Source organism: Hymenobacter aerilatus (assembly GCF_022921095.1).
GTDB classification, from domain to species: Bacteria; Bacteroidota; Bacteroidia; order Cytophagales; family Hymenobacteraceae; genus Hymenobacter; species Hymenobacter aerilatus.
In genome coordinates, this window is record NZ_CP095053.1 from 321,372 (window position 1) to 335,868 (window position 14,497).

Sequence of the window (14,497 nt, forward strand, 5' to 3'; positions counted from 1 at the left end):
CCCTTGCTGCTGCCGGGCAGCCTAACTATCCTAGTTGCTGCCGCGCAGCCTCAGCATCTAGTGCTAGCTGCGCTTTCAGAGCATCCAGGCCGTTGAATTTCTGTTCGTCGCGCAGGCGAGCTACAAACTCCACGGTAAGTAGTTGGTCGTACAGGTCACCGTCGAAGTCGAGCAGGTGGGCTTCTACAGTTTCAGCTAGATTACCGCCCACGGTGGGGCGTATGCCGATATTGAGCATGGCCGGGTGGGTGGTGCCGGCGGCCGTGGTGGCACGTACAGCGTACACGCCGCGGGCCGGAATCAGCTTCAGCGGCTCTGAGCACTGGATGTTAGCGGTAGGATAGCCAATGGTGCGGCCTAGTTGCTGGCCCTTCACTACAATGCCGGTGAAGGGGTAAGCGTAGCCGAGGTAGCGGTTGGCGGTGGCCACGTCGCCGCTTTCCAGGGCGCGGCGGATGCGGGTGCTGCTCACGCCCACGGCGTCTACATCCTCGCGCGGAATTTCTTCTACGCGCATCCCGTAGCGGTCGGCGTGCTGGTGCAGGTAGTCGAAGCCGCCCTCACGGTTCTTGCCGAAGCGGTGGTCGTAGCCAATTACTAGCCGCTGCGTGCCCACCGTATCAAGCAGGATTTTCTGGATAAATTCTTCCGACGTCCAGCTCGCGAATTCCTTGGTGAAAGGAATAATCAGCAGGTAGTCAATGCCGAAGTCGCGCAGCTTGGTTTCGCGCTCGGCTAGCGTATTCAGCAAGCGTAGCTCCAGCAGTTCGGGGTGGGAGGGAGGCGGCCCCAACACCAGACGCGGGTGCGGCCAGAAGGTAATGACCACCGTGGGGCCGCCGTGCTGCTGACCCACCTTCAGCAGGCGGTGCAGAATTTTCTGATGGCCCAGGTGCACTCCATCGAACGTACCGCTGGTGACCACGGCATTGCCGAGGTAGGGAAACTGCGCCGGGTCCCGAACGACGTGCATTTGTTAAGTAGAAATTAAGAGCTGTGAATTATGAATGGGCGGTGGGAGAGCGAACAAATATCGAGAGGGTTGTGCGAATTCGGAAAGTCTTTTATCCTTCATCTGCCATCCTGAGCATTCCGCGCATCAAGCGGCGACGAAGGTGCTTATGCCCGCAGAACGGCTGACGTACGAACGATTCGTTCTACTGTGAGAAGGCCCTTCGCAGGCTCAGGAGGATAGATTATTTTCTTTCTGCTGCTCTGAGTTACTCCCAGAATTATTTTCGTAAAACTCGATGCCAGTGCGGGCTGGGCGCGGTTTACGCGGGCGCTCTGGGCGCGGGGCGCTACCCTCGGGCCGGGGCGGGCGCAGCGCCTGAATAGCTTCCATCGTAAAGGCGTCTTCTAGCCGGTACTCGCCAATGCGCGTGCGCACCAACTTGGTGAGGTGGGCGCCACAGCCCAGCGCCACGCCAAAATCGCGGGCGAGGCTGCGGATGTAGGTACCCTTGCTGCACACCACCCGGAAATCCACTTCTGGCAGCTCTATGCGCGTTAGCTCGAAGGCTTTGATGGTGATTTCCTTGCTCTTGATTTCGGCCTCGCCACCTCGGCGGGCTACCTCATAGGCCCGCTCGCCGTTCACCTTCACCGCCGAAAACAGCGGCGGCGTTTGCTGAATGGCGCCCACAAACTGCTGGGCAGCAGCCAGCAGGTCGGCTTCGGTGAGGTGCTGGTAGGGCGCCTCGTGGTCCACGGGCGTTTCCAGGTCAAAGCTGGGCGTGGTCTGGCCCAGGCGGAACGTGCCGGTGTACTCCTTTTCCTGCGCCTGAATCTGGTCGATTTGCTTGGTGAGCTTGCCCGTGCACAAGATCAGCAAGCCGGTAGCCAGTGGGTCTAGCGTGCCGGCGTGCCCAATTTTACGGGGCCGCAAGGTGTTTTTCACCTTGCGCACCACATCAAACGAACTCCAGGTGAGCGGCTTGTCTACCAACAGGACTTCGCCCGCTTCAAAGTCGAAATCAGCCAAGGTTCTCGTGCTCATACCTATACCAGTTGCAGGTTGATTTTCAGACCAATCAGCAGCAACAGAATACCGCCCACAATAATCCGGTAGACACCGAAGGCGCGGAAACCATACTTGGCCACAAAATTCACGAACAGCCGGATAGCCAGCAGCGCCACTACAAAGGCCACCACGTTGCCTACTAGGAGCTGCATTATTTCGTCGCGTGAAAACAAATCTCCCAGCTGAATGCCTTGCTCGGAGGCCTCCTGGTAGTAATCGAGGAGGTCTTTGGCGGCAGCGGCAGTCATGGTAGGCATAGCCAGAAAGAAGGCAAACTCGGCAGCAGCGCGGCGGGTCAGCTTCTGCGTAAGGCCCCCAATAATGGTAGCGGCCGACCGGCTTACGCCCGGCACTACGGCAATACACTGAAACAAGCCAATTATAAAGGCCTCGCGGTAGCTAGGCGTCGTTACGGGGTGGCCGCCGCGTTCCTGCTGCTGTTGCGGAAACCACTTATCTACAAACAGCAGCACTACGCCGCCTACCACCAGCATCAGCGCCACCACCGTCACCGATTCCAGCAACGCATCGATGTGCTTTTTTAGCAGCAGCCCTACCACCACAATGGGCAGAAAAGCCACCAGCAGCTTCAGGTAGAAATCGAAGCTCTGGAAAAACCGGCGCCAGTACACCACCAGCACCGACAGAATGGCCCCCAGCTGAATAACCACCAGGTAGAGTTTGGTGAACGACGTCGCCGTGATGCCCAGCAGGGCCGACGTGATAATCATGTGCCCGGTGCTCGACACGGGCAAAAACTCGGTGAGTCCCTCCACAATGGCCAGGAGGATGGCTTGCCAATACGTCATTGTGCGTAAGCTGATAGCCGATAGCGGTTAGCTACTAGCTTTGGTTCTGACTAGCAGAAATGTAAAAGATGCGTGCGCCCTCTAGGAGCGCGGCTTGTTGTAGGTAGGGCGCGGCGCCGGCGTGGGTGGCGCAACGGGCGTAGTGGGTGGGGTAGCCAGGGGGGTAGGCATGGTATCCTGGGTAGGCTTGGGCGTTTCGACAGGGCCGCCGGGCTTGGCCATAATGGCCCAGAACTCAATCAGAAATCCGATAACCAGCAGAATCGGCCCGAGCGTGATACCCAGGAATCCTTCGCCGTAATCGGTCGAGTCGAGGGTCATGGTAATGAAACCGGCCGCTAGCACTGCCAGTCCAATAAACATCAGGCGGTAGTTGCGGGGACCAAAAGCAAAGCGTTGATTCATGAGAGTAGAGGTCTTGGAGGCGGAGGGGCTTGGTTGGATGTTCTATAGATAACCAAAAGCCTAAGAATCTATTTAATACAAATCGTCCAGCGACAAGCGCAGATATTTCTTCACGGCGCGATAGGAGCTGAAAAAGCCGATACTGGCTCCTAACGCTACCATCACCACAAACAGGACCAAAAGGAGGCGCTGATCTAGAAATAGTTGAATTTCGGGTACGTTGAGAGCCGCGTATTGCAGCAAGCCCCACAGCAGCAACCCGCTCAGCACGCCGCTAGCCACGCCCTGCCAGGTAGCACGCCTGAGAAACGGCCACTGAATAAAAGCCGAGGTAGCGCCCACCAACTGCATACTCCGAATCAGGAAACGTTGGGAGAACAGGGCTAGCTTGATGGTATTGTTGATGAGAATGACCACAACCACCGTGAGCACCACTGCAAAGCCCAACAGCACCAGACTGAAGCGGCGCAGGTTCTGGTTGATGGAATCGATGAGGCTCTGCACGTACTGCACCTCAAACACGCCGTCTTGCTTTTTCAACTCCTGCACAATGCGGCCTAGCTGCACCGAGTCGGCATAGTCAGCATTGATGCGGAGGATATAGGCATCGCGCAAGGGGTTGTCGCCCAGAAATTGTTGAAAATCCTCGCCGGTCTGGTCAATCAATTCCTTGGCGCCTTCTTCTTTGGAGAGAAACCGCACCTGCGGCTGGTTGCCTTTGTAGGCGATGTACGGTTTGCTGGCAAAGTCCTGCTGCAAGCGCAGAAGCTGGGTTTCGGGTAGGCCGCGCTCTAGATACACCTGCATTTCGATGCTCTCCTTCACGAGGTTAGAGATTTTGTAGCCCGAAATCAGTAAAGTGCCAAACAACCCCACCACCAGCAGCGCCAGCGTAATGCTGAACACCACCATCGTATGCGGATAGCTACCGAGAGTCTTTTTGCGAATGGAGCGCGCCTGGGCCATACCGGCAAAAGTAACGTGAAGTTTTTGAAGTGTTGCTTTTTGAGGCCTTGGGGTTTTGGGGTCTGGGGGTAGGGTAGAGCTGTCATGTTGAGCGGAGCCGAAACATGATAGCCGTATCATCTGCTATTCATCATTTTACCGCAGGTAGGGCGCCAGCAACTGATAAGCACGTTCGGCTCGGTGGGTGTCGCCTATTCGTTGGGCGGCTAGGTAGAGCTGTTGCGCCGTGCCCATGTGTTGACCTACCTCCCGTTCCATCAGGGGGTTGGGGTGACTGGTGTAGTAGGTTAGCGCCCGTTGAGTACGGTCCAGGAGCACATCCATTAACTGCTGAGCGCGCTTGACCTCGCCGCCGGCTACCAATGCGGGTACCAGCGCCGGCGAGTAATAATCGTATGGAATGGCTGCATCGGGTAGCACCGCTAGGCACTTATCAGCAACCTGCCGGGCGGTGGCAGTGTCGCCGGCGGCAAGGTAGGCGTTGGCCAGGCGTACGAATTTATCGCGGTAGCTGGCTGGAAACATCAGGTTGGTTTCGTCGTGGTAGACGTTGGGGTTGTTGAGGCCGCGGTAGGCGAAGCGCTGCATCAGATTTTGGTATAGTAGTTCTTTCGCCACATAGCCATCGTCGTTGCCACGCGGGTCGTAATCGGGGTTGCGCAACGGGAGCACGCGCCAGGCCAGCCCTTCTAACTGGAAATACGGCTCCAGCCCCAAGTGGTCCTGCGACAGCGCCACGCTGGTAGCGAAGTAGACGGGCCGCTTCCAGTTATTGGTGGCGAGTATATCCAGAATAGCCAAGCTCTTTTTCTCCAATGCCCGTTTGCTTACGTTGAACTCCATTTTGCTGACCAACTGGCTGCGTCGCTCTTTCGGGATGCTACCGCTTTGCAGTACGGCCGCGGTATCGACGGGCAGGTAGAAATTGGGCGATGGGAAAGAAAGTAGGGTAGGGCCACCTTCGCCGTAACTGACTTTGAGCAAGTCGCTATCTTCCTGCACCAAGCGCAGAAAGTCTTTTAGGTTTACTTCTGATACGCTCGGGTTTTCGACGTACGGCAGGTAGTCGTTGGTGCCCTGCGTGTAGCGCGAGCTGCTCAGAGAAAGTGCTACCGGCGCCGATTGATAACTACGCTGCCTCATCTGATCGATGTGCCAATCGGTATTCATATAGGGTAGCACCGCTATGCGCACGTCGGTGCGAAAACCCTCGACCTCCTGGGCATACCACAGCGGGAAGGTGTCGTTGTCGCCGTTGGTGAACAAGATGGCGTTCGGGGCGCAGGAATTGAGTAGATTCTTGGCCGAATCCACGGAGTTGTAGCGGTCCGAGCGGTCGTGGTCGTCCCAGCCCTGGGCCAGCAAGATGCCCGGTGCCAGCAGCCCGAGCAGCGTCACGGCGCCAGCGCGGGCTGCGTCGGCTTTGACGAGCTTGCCCAGCAAGTCAGCCAGCGCGAGCACGCCCAGCCCGATCCAGATAGCAAAGGCATAGGTAGCGCCCGTGAAAGTGTAGTCGCGCTCCCGGGGCTCGATGGGGGGCTGGTTCAGGTACACGACGATGGCTAGGCCCGTGAAGACGAACAGCAGGCCCACGATCAAGGCGTTCTTGCCGTCGCTGCGGGCCTGGTAGAACAAGCCCAGCAAGCCCAGCAGCAGCGGGATGGCGAAGAACTGGTTGCGGGCCTTGCTCTCGGCCACGCGCTCGGGCAGGCCCTGGCTGGTCTCGGTGGGCCACACAGTGCCGGCCTGCTGCACGTCTGATTCGCGGCCAGCATAGTTCCACAGGAAGTAGCGCCAGAACATGTGCCCCATCTGGTAGCGGAACAGAAACGACAGGTTCTGCCCCATGGTCGGCTTTACCTCCTCCCGAATGTCTACCCATTTCTGATAGTACGATACCCGCTGAGCAGCACCAGCATCCGTATATATGCGGGGTAGGATCATTTTATCCTGATCCTGGTACACGAGTTCCTGCTTCTGCTCGGCCACCACATACTTATCGCCCTGGCGCACGTAGCGCGGGCCGGCATCTACCTGATCAATTGGCTGCGCAAACACGTGGGGTCCATACAGCAACGGCCGCGACCCGTACTGCTCGCGCTTGAGGTAGCTCACGAAGGAGAGTACATCCTCGGGATTGTTCTCGTTGATGGTAGGATGGTAGGAACTGCGAATTGGCACGATCAGGTAGGACGAGTAGCCGATCAAAATGAACACGAAGCACAGCATGAACGTGTTCAGCAGCTGACTGCGCCGCTGAAAGCTCTGCCGAAAGCCCACCCAAATCAGTCCTATCAACAACGCCATAAACAAGACCAATCCGGCATTAAACGGCAACCCAACCGAGTTGACAAAGAACACCTCAAAGCTGCCGGCCAGCGTAGGCAAACCAGGGATAATGCCGACTAGAATAGCGCCTACGATACCTAACCCTACCCCTAGTGTAAGCACACCGCCCCACAGGGTAGGCCGCGGCTGGCGACGGAAGTAGTAGAGAAAGCCCAGGGCCGGGATGGCCAGCAGGTTCAACAGGTGCACGCCGATGCTCAGGCCGATGACATACGCCAGCAGCACCAGCCACTTGTCACTGTCGGCCTCATCGGCGCGGTTTTCCCACTTCAGCATCAGCCATACCACCGCCGCCGTGCCCAAGGCCGACATGGCATACACCTCAGCCTCCTCGGCGTTGAACCAGAACGAGTCGGAGAAGGCAAACGAGAGCGCGCCCACTGCGCCCGCGCCCACAATCAGCAGGCTCTGCCCGAAGGTCGGCGTCAGGCCCCGGTCGTCATGCAGGCCGGGGCGGCGCAGCACCAGCTTTTTGGCGAGCAGCGTGATGGACCAAAACAGAAACAAGACGGTGAAGGCGCTGCTCACGGCCGACAGGCCGTTGACGAGCACGGCCACTTTCGTTACGTCGCCGAAGCTGAGCAGCGACACGAGGCGCCCCAGCAGCAGGAAGGTGGGGGCGCCGGGCGGGTGGGGCACGAGCAGCTTGTAGGAGCAGGCGATGAACTCGCCGCAGTCCCAGAACGAGGCCGTGGGCTCCAACGTGAGCAGGTACACCAGCAGGCTCAGGGCAAACACGCCCCAGCCCACACCATTATTCAATCGAGAATACGAACGCATATAGACAGTGGTCGGATGGATATTTCAGTGAAAAGCCACTTGTCATCCTGAGCTTGCGAAGGACCTTCTCACGCTAGAACAAGTCGTTGTTACGAGCATCGTGCTGACGTGAGAAGGTCCTTCGCAAGCTCAGGATGACAGATGATTTTATCGGTAATTGCACTGGTGCAAAGGACCCTCAAGCGCACGTAAACGACTGTTATTTTGTGTTAAAGAATGTTAACGGCTTGATTCCCTACCCCCACCGGCCGTACTTGCAGGTACTCGCCCTTCAGCCGTGCCGCCCATGAAAAGTCGCCTGCGTGTTATCTTCTGGCTGATTAGCCTGTGTATGCTGGGTATCAATGGGTTTCAAGCCTATTGGCTCTACACTACGTACCAACTAAACACAGCGCAATTTGCCCGCACGGCCCACGAAGCGCTGCTGGCGGTGGTGCAGCGCCAACAGCTGGCAGCCGCGCAAATACTGCTGCAACCGGCCGCTACGGGCAGCCGCTACGGCCACGTAGCCCTACCCATCCGGCAACTGGATGCAGCCGACCGAAGCCAGCTGCAACAGCTCTGGCAAGCGGGCAGCCAACGGCCAGTTGGTGCCTTGGCAGCCCGCCGGCACGACGATAGCGTGGCCCAGGCGTTTCTGCAACTGCTCCTGCGCCACGCCGGCACGCCTACACTCAACCTCAGCCAGCTAGCCGAGGCCTATCAAACCGAGCTGCGCCAGCGCCAGGCCGAAACCGCGTTTCTGTTTGATACCCTAGCTACGGCCACCAACCAGCGCGCCCAACAGGTGGCCGCGCCGATGGGCTACCCCGTGCAGACGCCCGCCGTGGCCTTACCCCACCTGCCGGGCGTGGCCGTGCGGGCTTCCTTCCAGCCGCCGGTGCCCTACCTGCTGCGGCAGATGGGGGGCTTGCTGGCGGGTTCGGTTGGCTTGTTGGTGTTGACAACAGCGTGTTTCGGGTTGATGCTGAGCACGATTCTGCGCCAGAAGAAGCTGTCGGAGATTCGGGAAGATTTCATCAACAACATGACCCACGAGCTGAAAACGCCCATTGCCACCGTATCGGCGGCGGTGGAGGCTTTGCAGCACTTTGGGGCGTTGCAAAACCCGCAGCGGGCCAAAGCCTACCTCGCCATTTCGCAGCAGGAGCTGACACGGCTGTCGGGGCTGGTGGAGCACGTGCTGCACATGGCCGTGGCCGAGCGCGAGCCACTCCGACTGACGCCCGAAACCGTGCAACCTGCTGAGTTGGTAGCTGAGCTGGTGCAGCAGCACCAACTCACCAGCGCCAAGCCTGTGCATTTTGATGTAGACGTAGCCGCTACCGCGGTGCACTGCGACCGACTGCACCTGCGCAACGTCATTAGCAACCTCATTGACAACGCCATTAAATACTCCCGCGAGCAGGTTACCATCCGCATTCAGGGCCAGCCCGAGCCTAGCGGCTGGCGCCTCACCGTGGCCGACGACGGTATTGGCATTCCGGCCAGCTACCAGCCCGCCGTATTCGACCGTTTCTTTCGGGTGCCTACCGGCAACCTGCACCCTGTCAAGGGGTTCGGATTGGGCCTGTACTATGTGCGCCAAGTGGTGGAGCGACACGGCGGCCACTTGCACCTGCAAAGCGAGCAGGGTAGGGGTAGCACGTTTTCATTATGGCTACCGTAGGAGCACGTTGTATGCGCACGCCATTGCTGATGTCTTCACTGACTGGCCCTCCACCCTATATCCACTCAAAAGCCCACCGCAACAGGCAGTTGCAAGCTGCCCCTATACCTGATCCATGCCTACCGTACTGCTCATCGAAGACGAAGCCTCGCTGGCTTTGATTATCAAAGACAGCCTAGAGGTACGTGGGTTTGCGGTAGAGCACGCTGCTGATGGAGAAGAAGGGCTACGCCTGTTTCGCCAAACCACACCTGATATCGTGGTGGCCGATGTAATGCTGCCGCGCCTAGATGGTTTCTCACTAGCCGAACAGTTGCGGCGCGAAAACACCACGGTGCCCATCATCTTTCTCACGGCACGCTCCCAACCCGCCGACGTCGTGCGCGGCTTTGAGTTGGGCGGCAACGACTACCTCAAGAAGCCTTTCAGTATAGACGAGCTGGTAGTGCGCATCCGGGCGCTGCTGCAACGCTCCGTGCCTGCCACCAGCACGGCGCCCCAGGAGCTTTTGCAAATAGGACGCTACGTATTCGCGCCTACCCAACAAAAACTGCGGCTGGCCGACACCGAAATCGAGCTGACGCACCGCGAATCGGAACTGCTCCGGCGCCTCTACGACCACCGCAACCACGTGCTGGAGCGCTCCACGGTGCTACTCGACCTCTGGGGGCAGGACCATTTTTTCAATGGCCGTAGCCTCGATGTATTCATCACCCGCCTGCGCCGCTACCTCCGCGCCGACCCGCAGGTACAAATCCTAAACGTGCGCGGTATTGGCTATAAGCTGGTGATGTAGGGTTTTCTGCAACGCGTCCCTACTTGATGTTCGTGCGCGGGTCGTCGTCGATGTTCAACTCTTTGCGAGTGGCATCGCGGCGGCGGACGCGTTTACGGGCAAATAGCTCCCTAAAAGTGTTGAACTGCTCAGTGTGCAGCAAGCTTATGCCGGCACGCTGCTGGTTTTGCAAGTTGGCAATAGACGAGTAGTCGCGCGGGGTTGTCTCATAGCGCAGGCGTGCCCGGAATTTACCATCGGGACGCAGGTAGTATTCCAGGCTTAGGTCGCCAAGCAGAGAGCCTTGCACCTGTGCCGTATTGGTAGGATTAGAAATGGTGCTATTATTATAATTAGTAGTGAAACCACCCTCGCGGGTGATTCGCAGTCGGCCGTTCAGGAAAGAATAGCTCAGACGCACTTGCAAGGCCTGCAACTGCTCGGCGCTCAAACCATTCAGATTGAAGCTGATTTCTAGATTGGGGTCGATTTGCGATGTGAGCACACTGAGCTGGGTACTCAGCACCTGCCCCACGCTATTGCCAAACGCGTTATCCGAACCTCGAAACGACACCGACGACAACGTGCCTGGCGATGTAAGCTGCCGGAATACAATCAAGCTGAATACCTGCCGGTTCAGCTCCTGCTCATCGTTGCGCAACGCCGATAGGAACGGCGCCAAATCCCCTTCCAGCGACGAGGGAATATCGTTGAACTCCAGATTCAGGTTGATCTGGGGTAGGAGTAGGGGGCCGCTCAGGTTCATCACCGCCGTTACGGGCACCACCGACGAGTTGCCGGCCAGCAGCGGCGCTACCGAGGTGCGCTGCGTGTAGGCGGCCGTCAGGTTCATCTGACCTTGCAGCGGGTCGCCGTTCCAGGCAATGGTACCGCCCGGCCGCACGATAAATTCTTTATTGACAAGGCCTTGTAGGGTAAAGTTGTAAGCGCCGCGCACAATTTCAATCTGCCCGTACATGTTGAAGTCGCCGCGGGTGTCGATGTTCAAGCGGAGCTGCCCGCTGGCCGTGCCGCGGATGATGTCGCCGGTGCTTTCGTCCAGCAGAATCTCCACGTAGGCATCAGGCGTCACGTCCAGGTTCATGTTCAGGCGCAGCCCCGAAAGATCTACCTTGGCCGTGTCGGTGGTAGCTACCTGCACGGTCGTCGTGTCCCGAATGTTGTGGTTGACAAACCGGATATAATTGGCCTGTTGGGCCTTAGCCGCGTTATCAAAGGGTAGGAATACCCGCGTGCCCGCTTCGCTTCGAGCCGATACGTTCACCAGCAAATCGTCGGTAGGGCCCGATACGCGGGCCGTACCCGTGGCGTAGGCCGTCCCGAAGTACAGGTCATTGTCGCGGCGCGTGGTGTTCAGGGCTTGCAGCTTGCGGAAGTTGGCCCGCAAATCCAGCCGCATATTCTGGAAGCCGTCGTGGTAAATGTTGCCATCCACGGTGCCAGAGTTGCCAAGCGGGTCCGACAGCCGGATGTTGTTCAGAGCAATTCGGTCGTCGGTGAAGGTGATGCGGTCGGAGAACGTATAGGTGGTGCCCAGGTAGATAAAGGTGAGCTTGCCGTCGGCCACGTCCAGTGTGCCTACCAGGTGAGGTGCGGCCAGCCTACCCGTCAGTTGCAGCCTACCCACGGCCGTGCCACCCAAGTCCTTAAACAGTGTACTGAGAATAGGCTCGGCCAGCTTCACGGGGGCCTCGTCGAGCACACCAATCAGATTGAGCTGGTTGGGTACGTCCTGGGGCGTCAAGGTGCCGGTCACGTTCACCACGCGGTGGTTGTCGCGCTCCACATCCAGGTTCACGGCCATGCGGGCGTTGGGTGCGTCCCAGGTGCCCTTGCCTTTTACGCTGCCCAGCAGCACGTTGTCGAGGCGCAGTGAATCTACCTTCAGTTCAGTGTCGAGCGCTAGTTGGTTGAACACGCCACTTACAGTGCCTTGCATGTTCACGCGGCCTTTCAGGCGGTTATCGGTGAAGTCGCCCAGCGTTTGCAGCTCAAAGTTCTGCACGTTGATGGCCAGCTCCTTCGCTGGGTCGCGCGAGATGGCGCCCTGCGCGCTGATACTCTGCGCGCCGTTGGAAAAAACAAAGTTCTTGATGTCGACTTCCTTCCCGCCGTTGGAAATCATCACCGAGTTATCGGCCGCTATGGTCCACTGCTTACCCAGCAAGTTCACGCCCGACTGCCGAAAAATAACCTGCACGGCATCGGGTAGGAAACCCAGCGACCCATTAATCTGGGCGCGGTTGGTGGTATTGGTTTGCGCCAGGGCCGTTGAGAAGTTGATTTTCTCCTGATCCCACACACCTTCCACGTAGAAGTTCTCGGTGGCACCCAGCCCCGGCAAGTGCTGCTGCGCCGACGTGATGCTGGCCTGGGCCAGCACCTCGGGCTGGTTGGGCAGCTTGGAGGTAGTCACGCTGAAATCGGTGTCCTGCACCCGCACCGAGTCGTAACGAATCTCGTCAAAATGCCCGCCCAGCGTGAAAATAGACGTGTTGCCGTTGCGGAACGACCCATCCACCCGCGAGTAATCCGACACGGTGAGCTGGGGCATAAACAACTGCAGCACCGGGTTGGCCTGTTTGATATACAAGTCCAGATCAATCTGATACTCGGGGGTAGGGCGTAGGCGCTTGCGGCGGTAGTAGTCGGCAATGGCCGCGTCGTTGCTCTCAAAGTTGAGGCGGTATTCCTGTACCAAACGCTCCACATCGTCAATCACGCGGGTGTAGTCGAAGTTGCCCTTGGCGCGCAGGTCCAGCACTTCCGAGCGCAGGGTAGTGAGGCGCTGCCCGTCCTGGCGCGTGCTCACCACATCAAAGGTATCGATGGGTACGGTGTTGCCCTGGTAGCCGAGGCGGGAGTTGCGCAGCAGTACCCTACCCTCCAGCTCGTCGAGGCGTAGGCCCTGAAACTGCACGTCGGCCGTGGTGGCCAGCGTCACGTTCTGACTGGTGAGGCCCAGGGCGCGCAGGTTGGCGCGGTCCACATCAGCGCGCAGGTCGAAGGCCTCAGCACCGGTGCGCAGGTTCACGGTGCCGTTGGCGGCCAGCTTCACGTTGGGGTCATTTACCGACACCTTGCCCTGAAATGCCTGCTGGCGGAAGTTGCCGTTGATGGCGATGTTGCGGTAGCGGTAGCCATTCAGCCAGATGCGCTGCACGGTGGCATTGGCCTGCACCCGCGCCGCCTCCTTGATGAAGCCCACGCCCTGCACGCGCCCGTTCAGAGTCACGTCCCGAATCACACTTTGGTCGCCCAGCAGGCGGCCCAGTTGGAAATCGGTGGTCTTGACCTGGCCCTCGTAGCTGGAATAGCGCGGGTCGGTTTTAAACTTCAGGTTGACGTCCGATACAACCTTTCCTAGTTGGGTGTCAAACGAGCCGTTGGCTACAAAGTCGTTGTAGTAGCCCAAAAACTGTCCATTCAGTTTCACCGCGCCCAGGCGGTCTACGTAGCCGCGCCCGCTGGCCGGGATGTAGCGCCGCAGGTCGCGCCCATCTACCACTGAGTTGCGCAAGCGAGCCTCAACAAAGCTTTCCGTGAAATTGGGTAGGCCATCCACGTTGATGTCGCCCACCACGTGGGTGTTGCGGCCGTAGCGCACGTCGAGGTTTTTGGTACTGAAGCGCCGCACGTAGCCCTTGGCCTGGCCGGAGATGAGCACGGTTTCGTTCAGATCCTCAATCTGCGGGGCAAACTTGGCAATGTCGTCGGAGTACAGGCGCGAGGGTTGCAGCCGCGCCGTCACCTGCACCGAGTCGTTGAAATCGGCAAAATTTAAGAAGTGGTTGTAGTCGAAGCGGACGTAGTTGCTGATACGGCTGTTCTGCACGCGCAGCATCAGGTCCGCAAACTCCCAGAACTTAGGCGCATAGATCATAGCCGCCGACAACTCCCGCACGCGGGTATCGGAGTTGCTTTCGGTGGTGCGCAGCCCCTGAATACGCGCCGCCACCGTGTCGCCTACCAGCCGGATGTTGCTGAAATCGGCGTAGATGCTGTCCACGCGCATGTGGGCATAGTCCACGGCCTGCCCGTAGGTAGGGGCGCGGGGCACGTCGCGCCGGTCCAGGATAAAGCGGCCGTTGCGCAGACCGATACTTTCTATTTGGAAATCAAACGGCTTGCTGACTTTGGTGGTGTCGCTCGGCCCGACCAGCCGTCGCACTGCGCTCAGAAATTGCGACAGGTTGGTGGAGTCGGGCTGGTTGGCGTAAGTAATCAGCGCGAAGCGCGGCTCCTCCAGCGTGAGCTTGCCTACGTGCAAGTGGCTTGGGTCGAACACCGAAAATAGGCTGATGTCGGCATCGGCTCGGCCAATATTAAAGAGCTCATTGCCACGCCTATCCAACACCTGCACGCCCTCGAGCAGCACCCTGGAAAACGGCCGGATGTCTACCCGGTCGATGCGCACGGGCTGGCCCAGCTTTTCCGTGAGCACCGTGGCGGCGCGTTGCACCAGCCGCGTTTGCACGGTCGGGATGCGCAGCGCAATCAGCAAGCCCACCACCAACAGCAGCACCAACCCAACCAGGCCCAGTAGTGCTTTGAGAGTGATGAAGAGGAAACGAGGCACAGGATACAGTGAGAAACGCGAATTGAAGAAACGAAGATGCGGATTTTAACGCGGGGTAGAATGAAATAACTAACAGAACGTCATGCTGAGCTTGCCGAAGCATCTCTACCGCTTCGTTGTT

At 58.7% G+C, this 14,497-nt stretch carries 9 protein-coding genes; 2 read left to right on the forward strand and 7 right to left on the reverse strand.

What is annotated here, in order from left to right:
* Positions 1–25 precede the first annotated feature (25 nt).
* The 6 genes from MUN82_RS01335 to MUN82_RS01360 form a co-directional block, all read right to left on the reverse strand.
* The gene (locus tag MUN82_RS01335) at positions 26–973 is read right to left on the reverse strand and encodes a bifunctional riboflavin kinase/FAD synthetase (protein WP_245094174.1); all 948 of its coding nucleotides are present in this window, start codon (positions 971–973) and stop codon (positions 26–28) included.
* A gap of 210 nt (positions 974–1,183) precedes the next feature.
* Complete coding sequence (gene truB / locus MUN82_RS01340; protein ID WP_245094176.1) at positions 1,184–1,999, reverse strand: tRNA pseudouridine(55) synthase TruB; 816 nt, start codon at positions 1,997–1,999, stop codon at positions 1,184–1,186.
* A gap of 2 nt (positions 2,000–2,001) precedes the next feature.
* Positions 2,002–2,832: an undecaprenyl-diphosphate phosphatase gene (locus tag MUN82_RS01345; RefSeq protein ID WP_245094178.1), complete on the reverse strand. Its 831-nt coding sequence runs from the start codon at positions 2,830–2,832 to the stop codon at positions 2,002–2,004.
* A gap of 81 nt (positions 2,833–2,913) precedes the next feature.
* The gene (locus tag MUN82_RS22330; protein ID WP_311136415.1) at positions 2,914–3,237 is read right to left on the reverse strand and encodes a DUF3098 domain-containing protein; all 324 of its coding nucleotides are present in this window, start codon (positions 3,235–3,237) and stop codon (positions 2,914–2,916) included.
* 72 nt (positions 3,238–3,309) lie between these two features.
* Positions 3,310–4,203, reverse strand: a complete 894-nt coding sequence (locus MUN82_RS01355; RefSeq protein WP_245094180.1) for a cell division protein FtsX — start codon at positions 4,201–4,203, stop codon at positions 3,310–3,312.
* A gap of 135 nt (positions 4,204–4,338) precedes the next feature.
* On the reverse strand, positions 4,339–7,332 hold the full coding sequence (locus tag MUN82_RS01360; RefSeq protein ID WP_245094182.1) for a glycosyltransferase family 117 protein: 2,994 nt from the start codon (positions 7,330–7,332) through the stop codon (positions 4,339–4,341).
* A 286-nt stretch (positions 7,333–7,618) separates the two neighbouring features.
* Between MUN82_RS01360 and MUN82_RS01365 the strand changes: the two genes are divergently transcribed.
* A complete protein-coding gene (locus MUN82_RS01365; protein ID WP_245094185.1) occupies positions 7,619–9,001 on the forward strand; it encodes a sensor histidine kinase in 1,383 nt (460 codons plus the stop codon).
* Between the two features lie 115 nt (positions 9,002–9,116).
* Positions 9,117–9,797: a response regulator transcription factor gene (locus MUN82_RS01370; protein ID WP_245094188.1), complete on the forward strand. Its 681-nt coding sequence runs from the start codon at positions 9,117–9,119 to the stop codon at positions 9,795–9,797.
* Between the two features lie 19 nt (positions 9,798–9,816).
* Here the strand turns inward: MUN82_RS01370 and MUN82_RS01375 are convergent, their stop codons facing one another.
* Positions 9,817–14,376 (reverse strand): translocation/assembly module TamB domain-containing protein, encoded by a 4,560-nt coding sequence (locus MUN82_RS01375; RefSeq protein WP_245094191.1) that lies wholly within the window; start codon positions 14,374–14,376, stop codon positions 9,817–9,819.
* Between the last annotated feature and the right edge of the window lie 121 nt (positions 14,377–14,497).

Excerpts from the sequence above, each read along its gene's own strand:
- MUN82_RS01335 (WP_245094174.1), bottom strand. The coding sequence starts at position 973 with ATGCACGTCGTTCGGGACCCGGCGCAGTTTCCCTACCTCGGCAATGCC.
- truB (WP_245094176.1), bottom strand. The coding sequence starts at position 1,999 with ATGAGCACGAGAACCTTGGCTGATTTCGACTTTGAAGCGGGCGAAGTC.
- MUN82_RS01345 (WP_245094178.1), bottom strand. The coding sequence starts at position 2,832 with ATGACGTATTGGCAAGCCATCCTCCTGGCCATTGTGGAGGGACTCACC.
- MUN82_RS22330 (WP_311136415.1), bottom strand. The coding sequence starts at position 3,237 with ATGAATCAACGCTTTGCTTTTGGTCCCCGCAACTACCGCCTGATGTTT.
- MUN82_RS01355 (WP_245094180.1), bottom strand. The coding sequence starts at position 4,203 with ATGGCCCAGGCGCGCTCCATTCGCAAAAAGACTCTCGGTAGCTATCCG.
- MUN82_RS01360 (WP_245094182.1), bottom strand. The coding sequence starts at position 7,332 with ATGCGTTCGTATTCTCGATTGAATAATGGTGTGGGCTGGGGCGTGTTT.
- MUN82_RS01365 (WP_245094185.1), top strand. The coding sequence starts at position 7,619 with ATGAAAAGTCGCCTGCGTGTTATCTTCTGGCTGATTAGCCTGTGTATG.
- MUN82_RS01370 (WP_245094188.1), top strand. The coding sequence starts at position 9,117 with ATGCCTACCGTACTGCTCATCGAAGACGAAGCCTCGCTGGCTTTGATT.